Source organism: Streptomyces sp. NBC_00557 (assembly GCF_036345995.1).
GTDB lineage: Bacteria > Actinomycetota > Actinomycetes > Streptomycetales > Streptomycetaceae > Streptomyces.
Genome location: NZ_CP107796.1, coordinates 2387641 through 2404761, shown reverse-complemented (window position 1 = coordinate 2404761; position 17121 = coordinate 2387641). Strand labels below are relative to the sequence as shown.

Here is a 17121-nt window from a genome sequence, read left to right as displayed (position 1 = left end):
AGGAGAATTGGACACGTGCAGCTGGTAGTCGCACGGATCGGCCGTGCCCATGGCATCAAGGGCGAGGTCACCGTCGAGGTACGCACCGACGAGCCGGAACTCCGGCTCGCGCCCGGCGCCGTACTCGCCACGGACCCCGCCTCCGCGGGACCGCTGACCATCGAGACGGGACGCGTCCACAGCGGCCGCCTCCTGCTGCGCTTCGAGGGCGTCACCGACCGCAACGCGGCCGAGGCCCTGCGCAACACCCTCCTGATCGCCGACGTCGATCCCGAGGAGCTTCCCGAGGGCGAGGACGAGTACTACGACCACCAGCTCATCGACCTCGACGTGGTCACCGAGGACGGCGAGGAGGTCGGCCGCATCACCGAGATCTCGCACCTGCCCTCCCAGGACCTGTTCATCGTGGAGCGGCCGGACGGCACCGAGGTCATGATCCCCTTCGTCGAGGAGATCGTCACCGACATCGACCTGGCGGAGCAGAAGGCGGTCATCGCCCCGCCGCCGGGCCTGATCGACGACCGCGCCGAGATCGCGTCCGCGAGGGAAGACAGCGAATGAGGCTCGACGTCGTCACGATCTTCCCCGAGTACCTGGAACCCCTGAACGTCTCCCTCGTCGGCAAGGCACGCGCGCGTGGACAGCTCGACGTACGGGTGCACGACCTGCGGGACTGGACGTACGACCGGCACCACACGGTCGACGACACACCGTACGGAGGCGGCCCCGGCATGGTCATGAAGACCGAGCCCTGGGGCGACGCCCTGGACACGATCCTCGCCGACGGCTACGAGAGCGGCGACCGGGCCCCCGCGCTGATCGTGCCCACCCCGAGCGGCCGGCCCTTCACCCAGGAACTCGCCGTGGAGCTCTCCGAGCGCCCCTGGCTGATCTTCACACCCGCCCGCTACGAGGGCATCGACCGGCGCGTCATGGACGAGTACGCCACGCGCGTGCCCGTCTACGAGGTCTCCATCGGCGACTACGTCCTCGCCGGCGGAGAGGCGGCCGTCCTGGTCATCACGGAGGCCGTGGCGCGGCTGCTGCCCGGCGTCCTCGGCAACGCCGACTCCCACCGCGACGACTCCTTCGCGCCCGGCGCGATGGCGAGCCTCCTCGAAGGCCCCGTCTACACCAAGCCGCCCGTGTGGCGCGGCCGGGACATCCCCGAGGTGCTGCTCAGCGGCCACCACGGCAGGATCGCCCGCTGGCGCCGCGACGAGGCCCTCAGGCGTACGACCGCCAACCGGCCGGACCTGATCGAGCGCTGCGACCCCAAGGCCTTCGACAAGAAGGACCGCGAGATGCTCTCCATCCTGGGCTGGGAGCCGGACCCGGCGGGCGAGCCGTACGGGCGATTTTGGCGGCGGGCCGAGGGCGTGGAAGAATAGGCCGCTGTTGTGCGCCCGTCCGGCGTGCGCCCCTGCCACAGGGGGACACGACGCCCGCCCCGACCCGCACACGGCTTCGTGCAAACACCTAGTTTCCGTTGATGACCTGTGGCATCAGCGAAGAAAGCAGACGAAATGTCTCACCTGCTCGACTCCGTCGACGCCGCGTCGCTGCGCAGCGACATCCCGGCCTTCCGCCCGGGCGACACCGTCAACGTCCACGTCCGCGTCATCGAGGGCAACCGCTCCCGTGTGCAGCAGTTCAAGGGCGTGGTGATCCGTCGCCAGGGCTCCGGTGTCCGCGAGACCTTCACGGTCCGCAAGGTCTCGTTCTCCGTCGGCGTCGAGCGCACCTTCCCGGTGCACACCCCGATCGTCGAGAAGATCGAGCTGGTCACCAAGGGTGACGTGCGCCGCGCCAAGCTGTACTACCTCCGTGACCTGCGCGGCAAGGCCGCCAAGATCAAGGAGAAGCGCGAGAGCTGAGCGCTTCACCGGCGTCACAGCGGAGCCGGATAGCATCGGGCTCCGATGGACACCGAAGCACAGCCGACGGGACGCGACCGTTCCTCCCACCCGGATTCCCCGGGCCCGGAGGAGCGGTCGCGTTTCGCGTTGGCGGCGCGGATCGCCCCCTGGGTGCCGGGCGGGCGGATCACCCTGACCGTCCTGGTCTGCCTGGTCTTTTTGCTGCTCCTCAACGCGTTCGTGGTGCAACCGTTCCAGATTCCGAGCGGATCCATGGAACAGGGGTTGAGGATCGGGGACCGCGTTCTCGTAAATAAGTTGGCATACCGTTTCGGTTCCCGGCCGCGCCGCGGCGATGTGATCGTGTTCGACGGAACCGGGTACTTCGGGGACGCCGACTACATCAAGCGCGTGGTCGGTGTGGGGGGAGACCATGTGGTCTGCTGCGACAAGAAGGGGAGGATCGAGGTGAACGGCCGCGCGGTCGACGAGTCGTCGTTCCTCTATCCCGGCGACAGCCCCTCCAGCGTGCCCTTCGACGTCGTCGTGCCCGCCGGCAGCCTGTTCGTCCTCGGCGACCACCGCAGCGACTCCAGGGACTCCCGCGACCACCTCGGCTCGCCCGGCGGCGGCATGATCCCGGTCGGCGACGTCATCGGCCGCGCCGACTGGATCCTGTGGCCGTCCGGCCACTTCGGGCACCTGACGCGTCCCGGCGCCTACGCGCGCGTGCCGGCGGCCCCGGCGGAGGGCGCGCATGGGTAACCGCGGCAAACCGCGCGGGGTGCCCGGCAGCCCCGCGGACAACCTGCTGCCCACCGGCGCGCGCCGCACCTCGGCGCCCGGCGGCGGCCGTACGCGCGCGGAGCGGCGGAAACTCCAGCGCAAGGTCAAACGCAAGCGCAGGCGTTCGGCCGTTCGGGAGATCCCTCTTCTGGTCGGCGTCGCCGTCCTCATAGCCCTGGTGCTGAAGACGTTCCTCGTCCAGGCGTTCGTGATCCCGTCCGGCTCGATGGAGCAGACGATCCGGATCGGCGACCGGGTCCTGGTCGACAAGCTCACCCCGTGGTTCGGCGCCAAGCCGCAGCGCGGGGACGTCGTCGTCTTCCACGACCCGGGCGGCTGGCTGGCCGACGAGCAGACGACCAAGAAACACGACCCGGTCGTCGTCAAGCAGCTCAAGGAAGGCCTCACCTTCATCGGCCTGCTGCCGTCCGACAACGAGAAGGACCTGATCAAGCGGGTGATCGGGGTCGGCGGCGACCATGTGAAGTGCTGCGACAAGCAGGGCCGCGTCACCGTCAACGGCGTACCGCTCACCGAGGGCGGCTACATCTATCCGGGTGACGCCCCTTCGGCCCAGCCCTTCGACATCACCGTCCCCAAGGGCCGGCTGTGGGTCATGGGCGATCACCGGGGCAACTCCGCGGATTCCCGGTTCCACCAGGACACGCCGTACGGCGGCACGGTGGCCGAGAGCTCGGTGGTCGGCCGGGCCGTCGCCATCGGCTGGCCGATCGGCCACTGGACACGCCTCCAGGAACCTAAAACCTTCGCAAGCGTCGGCCACTCCGGGTCGGGTACGACGGCTGGTCCCCGACTGTCGCATAGGGTTGCCTCCGAGAATCCGAACGGAACGACCCAGCTCCCGACCCCTGCGGAACTCCCGCTCGTTATGGGAGTGGTGGGCCTGCGCCGTATGCGGCGCGGGCGGCGGAGCAGAGTAAGGAGTTGGCGTGGGGGATGTGGCGGTTGGCGCACGGTCGGGGCACGACGGCGAAGAGCACCGCGGGCACCCCGTGGACGAGAACGCCCCCCTGCCGGACGGTGCCATGACCTCAGGGAATGACGCAGCGGGCGACGAGGGCGCGCCGCGGGACGGACAGCGGCCGAGCGCCAGGAGCGCGGGCGAGTCGGCCGACGGGCCGAAGAAGCCCCGCTCCTTCTGGAAGGAGCTGCCGATCCTCGTCGTGATCGCGCTGGTGCTGGCGCTGCTGATCAAGACGTTCCTGGTGCAGGCGTTCTCGATCCCGTCGGCCTCGATGCAGAACACCCTTCAGGTGGGTGACCGCGTCCTGGTGGACAAGCTCACCCCGTGGTTCGGCTCGAAGCCGGAGCGCGGCGAGGTCGTGGTCTTCCACGACCCGGACGACTGGCTGGCGGGCGAGCCGGCGCCGCACCCGAACGCCGCGCAGAAGGTCCTCAGCTGGATCGGCCTGATGCCGTCCGCGGACGAGAAGGACCTCATCAAGCGCGTGATCGGTGTCGGCGGCGACACGGTCGAGTGCAAGGGCACCGGCCCGCTGCTGGTCAACGGCCACGCCCTGAACGAGCAGTCGTACGTGTACGCCGGCAACACGCCCTGCACGGACGACGACCTGGGCGGCCAGTTCAAGGTGACGGTCCCCAAGGGCTACATCTGGGTGATGGGCGACCACCGGCAGAACTCCCGGGACTCGCGCTACAACCAGTCGGACAAGCACCACGGCATGGTTCCGGTCAAGGACGTCGTGGGCCGTGCGATCGTCAAGGCCTGGCCGATCAACCACTGGGGCACCCTGCCCGTCCCCGACACCTTCGACCAGCCCGGCATCAACCAGCAGCAGTACGCGACCCCGGCCGCCCTGACGGTGGCCCCGCAGGGCGTGGCCGTCGCGACGGTGCTGCCGGTGGTGGTGTGGCGGCGGCGCAAGGCGACCAAGGCCAAGCGCGGCTGACCGGCTGACCATCTGGCCGGCTGACCGGCTGACCGGCCGAGCGGCGGTGCCCCGGGCCCCCGAGGTCCGGGTCCCGGGGCCCGAGGTCCGGGGCAGGGCCCGCTCCGGTGGCCGGTCGCCGGACGGAGTGACCCGGGTGGGTGGGCAAGCCGCCGTACCGCCGGGTAGGGTCCGGGTCCATGAGTGGTGAGAGCAGGCAAGGGCTCGGACAGCGGCTGTCCGGGGTGGCGGTGGCGCTGGGTCTGGTGCTGTTCCTCGGCGGGTTCGCCTGGGCCGCGGTGACCTATCGGCCGTACACCGTGCCCACCAGCTCCATGACGCCCACGATCGACGCCGGCGACCGGGTGCTGGCGCAGAAGGTCGACGGCGGCGAGGTGCGGCGCGGTGACGTCGTCGTCTTCGAGGACAAGAGCTGGGTCACCAACGCCAAGGTGGTCAAGCGGGTCGTCGCGGTCGGCGGCGACACCGTCTCGTGCTGCACCGACGGCAAGCTGACCGTCGACGGCAAGCAGATCGACGAGCCCTACCTGCCCCAGGGCAGCCTGGCCGAGATCAAGAACTTCCCCACGGTGACCGTGCCCAAGGGCCGGCTGTTCCTCCTCGGCGACGAACGCCAGGGTTCGCTGGACTCCACGGCCCATCTGACCGACGCGGCCAAGGGCACGGTCTCCCGGGACGCCGTGACCGCCCGCGTGGACGCCGTGATCTGGCCCTGGAAGGGCTCGCTCAAGCGCCCCACCGGCTTCGAAACCCTCGGCGCCCTCTCCCGGCCCGGCCCGCTGTCCACGATCGAGCTGCTGATCGTCGCCGGTGCCGTCCTGGTGCTGGCCGGCGGCGCCTACGGCCCCATCGCCAAGCGCATGGGCCGTTCCCGCGCCCGTACCGCCCGCCCGGAGGCGGCAGGTGTCCGCTGACACCGCCCCGGCCGGCGCGGAGCCGTATCCGGGCGGCCTGCGCAAGGTGGCCCGAGTGGTCCTCCTCGACCCGCAGGACCGCATCCTCCTGCTGCACGGCCATGAGCCGGACGATCCGGCCGACGACTGGTGGTTCACCCCGGGCGGCGGTCTGGAGGGCGACGAGACGCGCGAAGAGGCCGCGCTGCGGGAACTCGCCGAGGAGACCGGCATCACCGACGTCGCCCTCGGCCCGGTGCTGTGGCGGCGGGTGTGCTCCTTCCCGTTCGCCGGCCGCCGCTGGGACCAGGACGAGTGGTACTACCTGGCCCGTACGACGCAGACGGCCACCGCCGCGCAGGCGCTGACGGAGCTGGAGCGGCGCAGTGTCGCCGGAGCGCGCTGGTGGACGTGCCAGGAACTGACCCGGGCACATGAGACGGTGTATCCGACCAGACTCGCCGAGCTGCTGCGCACGCTGCTCGACGAAGGTCCCCCGGCCAGTCCTGTGACCCTCGATACGGAAATCGCCTGAGGGTCCGTCGGACTGGCGCACAATGGGGGGATCGCACGGCTGAAGGGGAACATGCCATGAGCGCCGAGGACCTCGAGAAGTACGAGACCGAGATGGAGCTGAAGCTCTACCGGGAGTACCGAGATGTCGTCGGTCTGTTCAAATACGTGATCGAGACCGAGCGGCGTTTCTACCTCACCAACGACTACGAGATGCAGGTGCACTCGGTGCAGGGCGAGGTGTTCTTCGAGGTGTCGATGGCGGATGCCTGGGTGTGGGACATGTACCGGCCGGCGCGCTTCGTGAAGCAGGTCAGGGTGCTCACGTTCAAGGATGTGAACATCGAGGAGCTGAACAAGAGCGATCTCGAGCTTCCGGGCGGCTGAGCCTGTGCACAGCGGCTGCTGCTGTGGCTCGTGTGGGTGACAAGGTTGTCCACAACCGCTGAGTCATCCACCAAGATCAACATCTGTCGGGCGGATGCGTGACCGTTGGCGCCGGAGGTGGTGCCGACATGAACGCACGAGAGGCACTGGGCAGGTACGGCGAGGACCTGGCCGCCCGGCGGCTCGCCGAGGCCGGGATGACGATCCTGGAGCGCAACTGGCGCTGCGGCAGGTCCGGCGAGATCGACATCGTGGCCCGCGACGGGAACACGCTGGTCGTCTGCGAGGTGAAGACCCGCAGGGGCGGTGGCTACCAACACCCGATGGCCGCCGTGACCCCCGAGAAGGCGGCCAGGCTGCGGGCACTGGCCGAGCACTGGATCCACGCCCACGGAGGCGCTCCGCCGGGCGGCGTCCGCGTCGACCTGATCGGCGTCCTGCTGCCCCACCGGGGCGCCCCGACCGTCGAACACGCGCGGGGGGTGGCCTGAATGGGCTTCGCCCGCACCTGCTCGGTCGCCCTGGTCGGCGTGGAAGGCGTCGTCGTCGAGGTCCAGGCCGGCCTGGAACCCGGCGTCGCCGCGTTCACCCTGGTAGGCCTCCCGGACAAAAGCCTGACCGAAAGCCGCGACCGGGTACGGGCGGCGGTGGTGAACTCGGGCGGCGAATGGCCGCAGAAGAAGCTCACCGTCGGTCTCAGTCCGGCGTCGGTGCCCAAAGCCGGATCCGGCTTCGACCTCGCCGTCGCCTGCGCGGTGCTCGGCGCCGCCGAACGGATCGATCCGCGTGTCCTCGCGGACATCGTCATGATCGGGGAGCTGGGGCTGGACGGCCGGGTCCGGCCGGTCCGCGGCATCCTGCCGGCCGTCCTCGCCGCCGCCGACGCCGGGTACGAACAAGTCGTCGTACCCGAGTGCGCCGCCGCCGAGGCCTCCCTGGTCCCGGGCGTCTCGGTGCTCGGTGTCCGGAGCCTGCGCCAGCTCGTCGCGGTCCTCACCGAGGAGCCCGTGCCCGATGAGGAACCCGGCGAGCAGGGCCGCCCGGACCCTCTTCTCGCCGGCCTGCGCGTGCCGGGCGCCGGCGCGGCCACCGGCATGCACAGCGTCGGCGCCGCACAGCACGAGTCTGATCACGACCTGGCGGACGTCGTGGGCCAGACCTCGGCGCGTACGGCCGTGGAGGTCGCCGCCGCGGGAGGACACCACCTGCTGCTCGAGGGGCCGCCCGGAGCGGGCAAGACCATGCTCGCCGAGCGGCTGCCCACCGTCCTTCCCCGGCTCACCAGGGAGGAGTCGCTGGAGGTCACCGCGGTGCACTCGGTGGCCGGACTGCTCCCGCCGGGCAAGCCGCTCATCGACGCGGCGCCCTACTGCGCCCCGCACCACTCGGCCACGATGCAGTCCCTGGTCGGCGGCGGCCCCGGCGTCGCACGGCCCGGGGCGGTCTCCCTCGCCCATCGAGGCGTGCTGTTCCTGGACGAGGCACCCGAGTTCCACAGCCAGACGCTGGACGCCCTGCGGCAGCCGCTGGAGTCGGGGCACGTCGTCATCGCGCGCAGCGCGGGCGTCGTCCGGTTCCCGGCACGCTTCCTCATGGTGCTGGCGGCCAATCCCTGCCCCTGCGGACGCTTCTCGCAGCGCGACTCCCTGTGCGAGTGCCCGCCGTCGGCGATCCGCCGTTACCAGTCCCGGCTCTCCGGTCCGCTGCTGGACCGGGTGGATCTGCGCGTCGAGGTCGATCCGGTCACCCGGGCCCAGCTCACCGACCCCCACGCCCGGGGCGAGTCCACCGCGACCGTGGCCGAGCGGGTACGCAAGGCCCGCGAGCGAGCGGCGGCCCGGCTGGCCGGAACCCCGTGGCGCACCAACAGCGAAGTGCCGGGCCGGGAGCTGCGCAGCAGGTACCACCCCCTGCCCGGCGCGATGGACGAGGCCGAGCGCAGCCTCGAACGGGGCGTGCTCACCGCCCGGGGCATCGACCGGGTGCTGCGCGTCGCCTGGACGGTCGCCGACCTCGTCGGACACGACCGCCCGGACGCGACCGACGTCGCGGTGGCCCTCCAGCTGCGCACCGGAGTCCCGCGAGGTGTGCCCATGGCCATCGGGGCCCTGACGTGACGGCGGAGCTGCTCGGGCGGGTGTTGCTGTGCCGGGTGGTCGAGCCGGGGGACGAGGCCGGGGGGCGGTGGGTCCGGGAGTTCGGGGTGGGGGAGGTGGTGCGGCGGCTGCGGGACGGGGGTCCGGCGCTGCCGGGGGTGAGCGACGTGCGCTGGGGCGGGCTCGTCGCGCGGGCCCGGCGGGCCGAGCCCGAGCGGGATCTCGCGGTCGCGGCGGCGGCCGGGGCCCGGTTCGTGGGGCCCGGCGACGCCGAGTGGCCCGGCCAGCTCGACGACCTCGGCGACGCCCGGCCGCTCGGACTGTGGGTGCGCGGCCGGCCCAGCCTGCGGATGTGGGCGCTGCGCTCGGTGGCCGTGGTCGGCGCGCGGGCCTGCACCGAGTACGGCACCCATGTCGCCGCCACCCTCGCCTCAGGACTCGCCGAGCGCGGCTGGGTGGTGGTGTCGGGCGGCGCCTACGGCATCGACGGCGCCGCCCACCGCGGCGCCCTCGCCGCCCGCGGAGCCACCGTCGCCGTCCTGGCCTGCGGCGTCGACCGGCCGTACCCGCGCGGCCACGCCGCCCTGATCGGCAGGATCGCGGAACAGGGCCTGGTGGTGGGCGAACTGCCCCCGGGCGACCATCCGACGCCCAGCCGGTTCATCCTCCGCAACCGCGTCATCGCCGCCCTGACCAGGGGCACCGTCGTCGTGGAGGCCGCCTGCCGCAGCGGCTCGCTGGCCACCGCACGGGCCGCGCAGCGCCTCGGACGGTTCACCATGGGCGTGCCGGGTCCCGTCACCAGCGCCCTGTCCGCCGGTGTGCACGAACTGCTCCGCGGCGAGGCCACCCTGGTCACCGATGCCGCGGACGTCGTCGAGCTGGTCGGCGACATGGGCGAGCTGGCCCCGCCCCGGCGCGGCCCCGTGCTCCCGCGCGACCTGCTGGAACCCGCCGCACGGGCCGTCCTCGCCGCCCTCCCCGGCGACCGCGCGGCCGGCGTCGAGGAGATCGCGCTCGGCACGCCGGCCACCCGCGACGAGGCGATCGCGAGACTGTACGAACTCCGAGCACTTGGGTACGTCGAACGACATGGCGACGGCTGGAAGTTGACACGCCAGGCGGTGATGTCGGTCCGTACCGGGCGCGGGCCGTGCTGACCGAGCGTGTTCGGCCGTCCGGGGGAACGCCCGACGCCCTTGGGGTTTCCCGGAGTTGGCGCCCCGGCCGGTCACGCAGAGCGAGCCCCGCGACCCGCGTCCGAGGCGGGCCGGAGCGCCCCGCGCACGGGTGGTGCCGCACCGTTCGCACACCGCGACACCTCAGTCACGCTACGCTCACGAAAGCGGCGACACAGAACCCGCCAACTCGACACCAGACCGACAGCTCACCCGGCTAACCCACATCACCGCACACACCGGCCCACGAACCCCACCCGCTCTCACTTCACAGCACTTCACGGCACTTCACGGCAGAACGGCACAAGGCGACGAATGCCCCAGCACACCTCCGGGTCCGACCGGGCGGCGATCCCCCCAGCCGCCCGCGACGGTGGCAGCGTGCGGCCGCCCGCTCCCTCGACGCTCGACGAACTGTGGCGGTCGTACAAGGCGACGGGGGACGAGCGGCTGCGGGAGCAGCTGATCCTGCACTACTCGCCGCTCGTGAAATACGTCGCGGGGCGGGTGAGCGTCGGCCTGCCGCCCAACGTGGAGCAGGCCGATTTCGTCTCCTCCGGGGTCTTCGGGCTGATCGACGCGATCGAGAAGTTCGACGTCGACCGGGAGATCAAGTTCGAGACGTACGCGATCACCCGGATCCGGGGCGCGATGATCGACGAGCTGCGGGCGCTGGACTGGATTCCGCGGTCGGTGCGGCAGAAGGCGCGCAACGTCGAGCGGGCCTACGCCACGCTGGAGGCCAGGCTGCGGCGCACCCCGACCGAAACCGAGGTAGCCGCCGAGCTGGGCATGGAGGTCGAGGAACTCCATGCCGTCTTCAGCCAGTTGTCGCTGGCCAACGTGGTGGCTCTGGAGGAGCTGCTGCACGTGGGCAGCGAGGACGGCGACGGGCTGAGCTTCATGGACACGCTGGAGGACACCGCCGCGGACAACCCCGTGGAGGTCGCCGAGGACCGGGAGCTGCGCCGCTTCCTCGCGCGGGCGATCAACACGCTGCCCGAGCGGGAGAAGACGGTCGTGACGCTGTACTACTACGAGGGCCTCACCCTCGCCGAGATCGGCAACGTCCTCGGGGTCACCGAGAGCCGGGTCAGCCAGATCCACACCAAGTCGGTCCTGCAGCTGAGGGCGAAGCTGGCGAGCTTCGGCCGCTGAGGCGCGCGGCACGGCGGCGCGCGGCTCCCGTTCGGGTGGGGGCGTCCGTAAAGTGGTTGACGTGCCAAGGATTCGAGCGGCCTCCGTGGCCGAGCACCGGTCGATGCAGCGAGCCGCCCTGCTGGACGCGGCTCGCTCGCTGCTGTCCGAAGGCGGGACCGAAGCGCTGACGTTCCCCGCGCTGGCCGAGCGGACGGGGCTGGCGCGGTCGTCCGTGTACGAGTACTTCCGGTCGCGGGCCGCCGTGGTCGAGGAGCTGTGCGCGGTCGACTTTCCGGTCTGGGCGGCGGAGGTGGCCGCCGCCATGGAGCGGGCCGGCACCGCCGAGGCCAAGGTGGAGGCGTACGTACGCCAGCAGCTGGCGCTGGTCGGGGACCGGCGGCACCGGGCGGTCGTCGCCATCTCGGCGAGCGAGCTGGACGCCGGGGCGCGGGAGAAGATCCGGGCGGCGCACGGCGGGCTCGTCGCGATGATCGCCGAGGCGCTCGCGGAGATGGGGCACGAGCAGCCCCGGCTGGCGGCGATGCTGCTGCAGGGCATCGTGGACGCGGCGGTGCGGCGCATCGAGCTGGGAGCCGCCGAGGACCCTTCCGCGGTGACGGACGCGGCGGTGGCGATGGCACTGCGCGGCGTGAAGGGCTGACGCCCGCCGGGCTACGGCATCGGCACCCCGAGCACCGGCAGCAGCCTCGGTGGTCCCCGGTGCAGGAGCCACGGCGGGAGCAGGGACAGCGGGTTCAGATACGTCTTCCCCCTGCGCAGGCCCCAGTGGACGCACGCGGCGGGGCAGTGGGAGCCCGCCGGCTGCACCGCGCCCACCGCGTCGCCGGCCCGCACCTCGTCCCCCTCGCGGACCGACGGAGTCACCGGCTCGTACGTCGTGCGCAGATCCGTACCCGTCAGGTCGACCGAGACGACCCCCCTGCCCGCCACCCGGCCCGCGAAGGACACCCGGCCCGGGGCCACAGCCCGGACCGGGGAGCCGGCCGGCGCCGCCAGGTCCACGCCCCGGTGGCCGGGGCCGTACGGTGTCACCGGCGGCTCCCAGCCGCGTAACACGAGCGGGTGCACGCCCACCGGCCAGGCGCGCGCGACGGGCGGGACCGGGGCCTGAGGGGGCGGCGCGGGGGCCGGGGGCGGGGTGTCCGCCCAGGACCGGCAGGGCGCCAGGGCCGCCATCGCCGGCCCGAGGAGCAGAGCCGCCGACAGCAGGGCGTTTCGCATCGCTTCTCGCATGCGGCCACCGTGCCGTACCGCCGCCGATCATGGCCGGAGACTGTGGACAACCCGCTGGTTGTGGACAGCGGCGTCACCCGGCGGCCCGGCGGTCCCGTACACTTCTTCTGGCGATCCGGGTCACCGGGTCGACTTCGCACGCCCCGACACAGGCCCTCACGGGCCGGTGTCAGCGCCTCTCGGTCCTCAGCGGCACGGCGCACGCGGGCGTCAGGCGCGGAAGCCGTCCGGCATCCGCGGCACAACCGAGAAACTCAAGGAGAAACGGCCATGGCCGTCGTCACGATGCGGGAGCTGCTGGAGAGCGGCGTCCACTTCGGTCACCAGACCCGTCGCTGGAACCCGAAGATGAAGCGCTTCATCTTCACCGAGCGCAACGGCATCTACATCATCGACCTGCTCCAGTCGCTGTCGTACATCGACCGCGCCTACGAGTTCGTCAAGGAGACCGTGGCCCACGGCGGCACGGTCATGTTCGTCGGCACCAAGAAGCAGGCGCAGGAGGCCATCGCCGAGCAGGCCACCCGCGTCGGCATGCCCTACGTCAACCAGCGCTGGCTGGGCGGCATGCTCACCAACTTCTCGACCGTCTACAAGCGTCTGCAGCGCCTGAAGGAGCTGGAGCAGATCGACTTCGAGGACGTCGCGTCCTCCGGTCTGACCAAGAAGGAGCTGCTGGTCCTCTCCCGCGAGAAGGCCAAGCTGGAGAAGACCCTCGGCGGTATCCGCGAGATGCAGAAGGTGCCGAGCGCCGTCTGGATCGTGGACACCAAGAAGGAGCACATCGCCGTCGGCGAGGCCCGGAAGCTGAACATCCCGGTCGTCGCGATCCTCGACACCAACTGCGACCCCGACGAGGTCGACTACAAGATCCCGGGCAACGACGACGCGATCCGCTCCGTCACCCTGCTCACCCGTGTGATCGCCGACGCCGTCGCCGAGGGCCTCATCGCCCGTTCCGGCGTGGCCGCCGGCGAGAAGGGCGAGAAGGCCGCGGGCGAGCCGCTCGCCGAGTGGGAGCGCGACCTGCTCGAGGGTGAGAAGAAGGCCGACGAGGCCGAGAAGCCGGCCGAGGCCGCCGCCGAGACCCCGGCTGCCGAGGCCCCGGCCGCCGAGGCCGAGCAGGCCTGACGCCGGTCCGTCAGCGTTCGACGGCGGGGGCGGTGCTGCGTCACGGCGCCTTCGGCGCGGTGAAGTCCGCCCCCGCTGTTCACCCGCAGGTCGGCACGACGTACGCGTTCCGCGACTACATGTGGAGCGCAACCGTGCGGATCTGAAGATCTTCCAGACTTCGAGAAAGACTCACAGACTCATGGCGAACTACACCGCCGCCGACGTCAAGAAGCTCCGTGAGCTCACCGGCGCCGGCATGATGGACTGCAAGAAGGCGCTGGACGAGGCCGAGGGCAACGTCGAGAAGGCCGTCGAGGCGCTGCGCATCAAGGGCCAGAAGGGCGTCGCCAAGCGCGAGGGCCGCTCCGCCGAGAACGGCGCCGTGGTCTCCATCATCGCCGACGACAACTCCTCCGGCGTCCTGGTCGAGCTGAAGTGCGAGACGGACTTCGTCGCCAAGGGTGACAAGTTCCAGGCCGTGGCCAAGGCCATCGCCGAGCACGTCGCCAAGACGAACCCGGCCGACATCGAGGCCCTGCTCGCCTCCGAGATCGAGCCCGGCAAGACCGTCCAGGCGTTCGTGGACGAGGCCAACGCCAACCTCGGCGAGAAGATCGTCCTGGACCGCTTCGCGCAGTTCTCCGACGGCTACGTCACCGCCTACATGCACCGCACCATGCCCGACCTGCCCCCGCAGATCGGTGTCCTGGTCGAGTTCGACAAGCCGAACGCCGAGGTCGCCAAGGGCATCGCCCAGCACATCGCCGCCTTCGCGCCGAAGTACCTGGCCAAGGAGGACGTGCCGGCCGACGTCGTCGAGTCCGAGCGCCGTATCGCCGAGGAGACCACCCGCGCCGAGGGCAAGCCCGAGGCCGCGATCGCCAAGATCGTCGAGGGCCGTCTCAACGGCTTCTTCAAGGACGCCACGCTGCTCGGCCAGCCGTACGCGCTCGACAACAAGAAGTCGGTCCAGAAGGTGCTGGACGAGGCCGGTGTCACCCTGAAGCGCTTCGCGCGCATCAAGGTCGGCATCTGAGTCCGTACCGGGATCGGCGCGCGACCCGCGGAGAAATCCCGATAGGGTCGACAGCAGTCGTCCGCGTACACCGCCTCACCCGGGCGTGGGGCGGACGGCAGCAGATCTGACGAGGAGGCCATTGCCGCGCATGGGAGCGAAAAGCGACCTGATCGGCAGTGGCCTTCTTCGTATGTGCAACACGTGAAAGAGGCGGGATCTCCCATGACCACCAAGGCCCAGAAGAGCGACGACGGCAAAGTACGCGGCCGGTTTCTGCTGAAGCTGTCCGGAGAGGCCTTCTCCGGCGGCGGGGGCCTGGGCGTGGACCCGGACGTGGTGCACAAGATCGCCCGTGAGATCGCGGCCGTCGTCCGTGACGGCGCCCAGATCGCGGTCGTCATCGGCGGCGGCAACTTCTTCCGCGGCGCCGAACTCCAGCAGCGCGGCATGGACCGGGCCCGCTCGGACTACATGGGCATGCTCGGCACGGTCATGAACTGCCTCGCCCTCCAGGACTTCCTGGAGAAGGAGGGCATCGACAGCCGGGTGCAGACCGCCATCACCATGGGACAGGTCGCCGAGCCGTACATCCCGCTGCGCGCCGTGCGCCACCTGGAGAAGGGCCGCGTGGTCATCTTCGGCGCCGGTATGGGCATGCCGTACTTCTCCACCGACACCACCGCCGCCCAGCGCGCCCTGGAGATCGACGCCGAGGCGCTGCTCATGGGCAAGAACGGCGTGGACGGGGTCTACGACTCCGACCCCAAGGCCAACCCCGACGCCGTCAAGTTCGACGCCCTCGGCTACGGCGAGGTCATCACCCGCGACCTCAAGGTCGCCGACGCCACCGCCATCACGCTGTGCCGCGACAACAAGCTCCCGATCCTCGTCTTCGAACTTCTCGCGGAGGGCAATATCGCCCGGGCCGTCAAGGGTGAGAAGATCGGCACGCTGGTGGGTGAACACGGCAGCCGGGACTGACCCGGGATCAACCCGGCCGGTGGTGCGCGGCCCCGCAAGGGGGCCTGACCCTGGCCGGGGGATGGACAATGTCCTGCCGGTCGGGAACCGTGCAGGAAGAAGACGCGACGCAGCCGGCCGCCGCCCCGACTCAGGAACAGCAGCCGGGCCTTACTCAAGACACGCAGGAGCAAGTGGTGATCGAAGAGACCCTCCTCGAGGCCGAGGAGAAGATGGAGAAGGCCGTCGTGGTCGCCAAGGAGGACTTCGCCGCGATCCGCACCGGTCGTGCGCACCCGGCGATGTTCAACAAGATCGTGGCCGACTACTACGGTGCCCTGACGCCGATCAACCAGCTGGCCTCGTTCTCCGTGCCGGAGCCGCGCATGGCGGTCGTGACCCCGTTCGACAAGAGCGCGCTGCGCAACATCGAGCAGGCGATCCGCGACTCCGACCTGGGCGTCAACCCCAGCAACGACGGCAACATCATCCGGGTGGTGTTCCCCGAGCTGACCGAGGAGCGCCGCCGCGAGTACATCAAGGTCGCCAAGAGCAAGGGCGAGGACGCGAAGGTCTCGATCCGCTCCGTGCGCCGCAAGGCCAAGGACGCCATCGACAAGCTGGTCAAGGACGGCGAGGTCGGCGAGGACGAGGGCCGCCGTGCGGAGAAGGAGCTGGACGACACCACGGCGAAGTACGTCGCCCAGGTGGACGAGCTTCTGAAGCACAAGGAAGCGGAGCTGCTCGAAGTCTGATGAGCGACTCTTCCTGGAGGGTGCCGCCCGCGGCGGGCCAGGCCGGGTACTGGGGTCCCGCCGAGGGCGGGCAGGCCCAGCCTGTCCCGGGGGCCGTCCCGGCGGGTCCCGCGTACGATGCGCCTGAGGCGCAGCACACCCGCCCCATGCCCGTCGTGCCCGACGAGCCCGCGTACGGATCGGACCAGGACGGCGACCTGGGGGCCGCCCGGCACAGCGGCCCCTCGTTCCAGGAATTCCGCGACGCGTTCCGCCCCGAGTCCCCGCAGGCCCGGGCACTCCCGGCCGAGAACCAGAATCCGGAGCCCATGCCCGACGCCCACCAGCCGGCTTCAGCGCCGCAGAAGAAGAGCGCGGGCCGTGACCTGAGCGCGGCCATAGGGGTCGGGGTCGGACTCGGGGTGGTGATCGTCGCCTCGCTGTTCGTCTACAAGGCCGTGTTCGTCGGGGTGATCGCGGTCGCGGTCGTCGTCGGCCTGTGGGAGCTGACCAGCAGGCTGCGCGAGCGCAAGGAGATCAAGGCGCCGCTGGTGCCGCTCGCGGTGGGCGGTGCGGCGATGGTGGTCGCCGGGTACGTCAGCGGCGCCGAGGGCGCGTGGGTCGCCATGGCGCTGACGGCGCTCGCGACCCTGGTGTGGCGGATGACGGAGCCGCCGGAGGGCTATCTGAAGGACGTCACGGCGGGCGTCTTCGCGGCGTTCTACGTGCCGTTCCTGGCCACGTTCGTCGCGATGATGCTGACCGCGGACGACGGCCCCTGGCGGGTGCTGACCTTCCTCCTCCTCACGGTCGTCAGCGACACCGGCGCGTACGCGGTCGGCTGGCGCTTCGGCAAGCGCAAACTGGCCCCCCGTATCAGCCCCGGCAAGACCCGCGAGGGCCTGGTGGGCGCGGTGACCTTCGCGATGGCCGCCGGCGCGCTGTGCATGCAGTTCCTGATCCACCACGGCACCTGGTGGCAGGGCCTGCTGCTGGGCCTCGCGGTCGCGGCCAGCGCCACCCTGGGCGACCTCGGCGAGTCCATGATCAAACGCGACCTGGGCATCAAGGACATGGGCACCCTGCTCCCGGGCCACGGCGGCATCATGGACCGCCTGGACTCCCTGCTGCCCACGGCCCCGGTGGTGTGGCTGCTGCTGGTGGTGTTCGTCGGTTCGGCGTGAGCCTTCGTACGTTCCTACGCCGAGATACGTACGGCCCCGTCCTCAGCGGAGGACGGGGCCGTACCCGTGTGCGCG

Annotated in this window: 20 protein-coding genes; 19 read left to right on the top strand and 1 reads right to left on the bottom strand. The window is 71.1% G+C overall.

From position 1 onward, the window contains the following. Window positions 1-15: 15 nt before the first annotated feature. The 14 genes from rimM to OG956_RS09755 all read left to right on the top strand — a co-directional run bounded on the left by rimM (window position 16) and on the right by OG956_RS09755 (window position 11444). Window positions 16-561: a ribosome maturation factor RimM gene (gene rimM, locus OG956_RS09820; protein WP_330337573.1), complete on the top strand. Its 546-nt coding sequence runs from the start codon at window positions 16-18 to the stop codon at window positions 559-561. Beyond that, complete coding sequence (gene trmD, locus OG956_RS09815; RefSeq protein WP_330337572.1) at window positions 558-1391, top strand: tRNA (guanosine(37)-N1)-methyltransferase TrmD; 834 nt, start codon at window positions 558-560, stop codon at window positions 1389-1391. The genes rimM and trmD overlap by 4 nt, the downstream gene beginning before the upstream one ends. Before the next feature lie 135 nt (window positions 1392-1526). Beyond that, a complete protein-coding gene (gene rplS / locus OG956_RS09810; RefSeq protein ID WP_189818699.1) occupies window positions 1527-1877 on the top strand; it encodes a 50S ribosomal protein L19 in 351 nt (116 codons plus the stop codon). Between the two features lie 45 nt (window positions 1878-1922). After that, the gene (lepB, locus tag OG956_RS09805) at window positions 1923-2624 is read left to right on the top strand and encodes a signal peptidase I (RefSeq protein WP_330337571.1); all 702 of its coding nucleotides are present in this window, start codon (window positions 1923-1925) and stop codon (window positions 2622-2624) included. Continuing rightward, complete coding sequence (gene lepB, locus OG956_RS09800) at window positions 2617-3708, top strand: signal peptidase I (protein ID WP_330337570.1); 1092 nt, start codon at window positions 2617-2619, stop codon at window positions 3706-3708. Before lepB (OG956_RS09805) ends, lepB (OG956_RS09800) begins: the two co-directional genes overlap by 8 nt. Then, the gene (lepB, locus tag OG956_RS09795; RefSeq protein ID WP_330337569.1) at window positions 3596-4576 is read left to right on the top strand and encodes a signal peptidase I; all 981 of its coding nucleotides are present in this window, start codon (window positions 3596-3598) and stop codon (window positions 4574-4576) included. The genes lepB (OG956_RS09800) and lepB (OG956_RS09795) overlap by 113 nt, the downstream gene beginning before the upstream one ends. Window positions 4577-4755: 179 nt before the next feature. Further along, window positions 4756-5490 (top strand): signal peptidase I, encoded by a 735-nt coding sequence (gene lepB / locus OG956_RS09790; protein WP_330337568.1) that lies wholly within the window; start codon window positions 4756-4758, stop codon window positions 5488-5490. After that, window positions 5480-6004 carry an NUDIX hydrolase gene (locus OG956_RS09785; protein WP_330337567.1) on the top strand — a complete coding sequence of 175 codons (525 nt, stop codon included), beginning with the start codon at window positions 5480-5482 and terminating at the stop codon, window positions 6002-6004. The genes lepB (OG956_RS09790) and OG956_RS09785 overlap by 11 nt, the downstream gene beginning before the upstream one ends. Before the next feature lie 56 nt (window positions 6005-6060). Beyond that, a complete protein-coding gene (locus tag OG956_RS09780) occupies window positions 6061-6369 on the top strand; it encodes a DUF2469 domain-containing protein (protein WP_003965949.1) in 309 nt (102 codons plus the stop codon). Between the two features lie 128 nt (window positions 6370-6497). Continuing rightward, complete coding sequence (locus OG956_RS09775) at window positions 6498-6860, top strand: YraN family protein (protein ID WP_330337566.1); 363 nt, start codon at window positions 6498-6500, stop codon at window positions 6858-6860. Then, a complete protein-coding gene (locus OG956_RS09770; protein WP_330337565.1) occupies window positions 6861-8486 on the top strand; it encodes a YifB family Mg chelatase-like AAA ATPase in 1626 nt (541 codons plus the stop codon). It begins immediately after the preceding gene. Next, window positions 8483-9625, top strand: a complete 1143-nt coding sequence (dprA, locus tag OG956_RS09765; protein WP_330337564.1) for a DNA-processing protein DprA — start codon at window positions 8483-8485, stop codon at window positions 9623-9625. Before OG956_RS09770 ends, dprA begins: the two co-directional genes overlap by 4 nt. 333 nt (window positions 9626-9958) lie before the next feature. Then, complete coding sequence (gene whiG, locus OG956_RS09760) at window positions 9959-10801, top strand: RNA polymerase sigma factor WhiG (RefSeq protein ID WP_330337563.1); 843 nt, start codon at window positions 9959-9961, stop codon at window positions 10799-10801. A gap of 85 nt (window positions 10802-10886) precedes the next feature. After that, the gene (locus OG956_RS09755; RefSeq protein WP_330342791.1) at window positions 10887-11444 is read left to right on the top strand and encodes a TetR/AcrR family transcriptional regulator; all 558 of its coding nucleotides are present in this window, start codon (window positions 10887-10889) and stop codon (window positions 11442-11444) included. Between the two features lie 11 nt (window positions 11445-11455). On the opposite strand, the gene OG956_RS09750 is transcribed toward OG956_RS09755, so the two are convergent. Beyond that, window positions 11456-12037 (bottom strand): murein hydrolase activator EnvC family protein, encoded by a 582-nt coding sequence (locus tag OG956_RS09750; protein ID WP_330337562.1) that lies wholly within the window; start codon window positions 12035-12037, stop codon window positions 11456-11458. A gap of 270 nt (window positions 12038-12307) precedes the next feature. Here OG956_RS09750 and rpsB point away from each other — a divergent pair, with 270 nt between their 5' ends. The 5 genes from rpsB to OG956_RS09725 all read left to right on the top strand — a co-directional run bounded on the left by rpsB (window position 12308) and on the right by OG956_RS09725 (window position 17046). Then, window positions 12308-13168 carry a 30S ribosomal protein S2 gene (gene rpsB, locus OG956_RS09745; protein WP_330337561.1) on the top strand — a complete coding sequence of 287 codons (861 nt, stop codon included), beginning with the start codon at window positions 12308-12310 and terminating at the stop codon, window positions 13166-13168. Between the two features lie 181 nt (window positions 13169-13349). Next, entirely contained in the window at window positions 13350-14186 is an 837-nt protein-coding gene (gene tsf / locus OG956_RS09740) for a translation elongation factor Ts (RefSeq protein WP_330337560.1), read from the top strand. 204 nt (window positions 14187-14390) lie between these two features. Then, the gene (gene pyrH / locus OG956_RS09735; RefSeq protein ID WP_330337559.1) at window positions 14391-15149 is read left to right on the top strand and encodes a UMP kinase; all 759 of its coding nucleotides are present in this window, start codon (window positions 14391-14393) and stop codon (window positions 15147-15149) included. Between the two features lie 176 nt (window positions 15150-15325). Continuing rightward, entirely contained in the window at window positions 15326-15883 is a 558-nt protein-coding gene (frr, locus tag OG956_RS09730; protein ID WP_330337558.1) for a ribosome recycling factor, read from the top strand. After that, complete coding sequence (locus tag OG956_RS09725) at window positions 15883-17046, top strand: phosphatidate cytidylyltransferase (protein ID WP_330337557.1); 1164 nt, start codon at window positions 15883-15885, stop codon at window positions 17044-17046. Before frr ends, OG956_RS09725 begins: the two co-directional genes overlap by 1 nt. Window positions 17047-17121: the final 75 nt, after the last annotated feature.

What these genes read in the sequence shown, in the direction of transcription:
- trmD (WP_330337572.1), top strand. Translation starts at nt 558, where the DNA reads ATGAGGCTCGACGTCGTCACGATCTTCCCCGAGTACCTGGAACCCCTG.
- rplS (WP_189818699.1), top strand. Translation starts at nt 1,527, where the DNA reads ATGTCTCACCTGCTCGACTCCGTCGACGCCGCGTCGCTGCGCAGCGAC.
- lepB (WP_330337571.1), top strand. Translation starts at nt 1,923, where the DNA reads ATGGACACCGAAGCACAGCCGACGGGACGCGACCGTTCCTCCCACCCG.
- lepB (WP_330337570.1), top strand. Translation starts at nt 2,617, where the DNA reads ATGGGTAACCGCGGCAAACCGCGCGGGGTGCCCGGCAGCCCCGCGGAC.
- lepB (WP_330337568.1), top strand. Translation starts at nt 4,756, where the DNA reads ATGAGTGGTGAGAGCAGGCAAGGGCTCGGACAGCGGCTGTCCGGGGTG.
- OG956_RS09780 (WP_003965949.1), top strand. Translation starts at nt 6,061, where the DNA reads ATGAGCGCCGAGGACCTCGAGAAGTACGAGACCGAGATGGAGCTGAAG.
- OG956_RS09775 (WP_330337566.1), top strand. Translation starts at nt 6,498, where the DNA reads ATGAACGCACGAGAGGCACTGGGCAGGTACGGCGAGGACCTGGCCGCC.
- OG956_RS09770 (WP_330337565.1), top strand. Translation starts at nt 6,861, where the DNA reads ATGGGCTTCGCCCGCACCTGCTCGGTCGCCCTGGTCGGCGTGGAAGGC.
- whiG (WP_330337563.1), top strand. Translation starts at nt 9,959, where the DNA reads ATGCCCCAGCACACCTCCGGGTCCGACCGGGCGGCGATCCCCCCAGCC.
- OG956_RS09750 (WP_330337562.1), bottom strand. Translation starts at nt 12,037, where the DNA reads ATGCGAGAAGCGATGCGAAACGCCCTGCTGTCGGCGGCTCTGCTCCTC.
- rpsB (WP_330337561.1), top strand. Translation starts at nt 12,308, where the DNA reads ATGGCCGTCGTCACGATGCGGGAGCTGCTGGAGAGCGGCGTCCACTTC.
- tsf (WP_330337560.1), top strand. Translation starts at nt 13,350, where the DNA reads ATGGCGAACTACACCGCCGCCGACGTCAAGAAGCTCCGTGAGCTCACC.
- pyrH (WP_330337559.1), top strand. Translation starts at nt 14,391, where the DNA reads ATGACCACCAAGGCCCAGAAGAGCGACGACGGCAAAGTACGCGGCCGG.
- OG956_RS09725 (WP_330337557.1), top strand. Translation starts at nt 15,883, where the DNA reads ATGAGCGACTCTTCCTGGAGGGTGCCGCCCGCGGCGGGCCAGGCCGGG.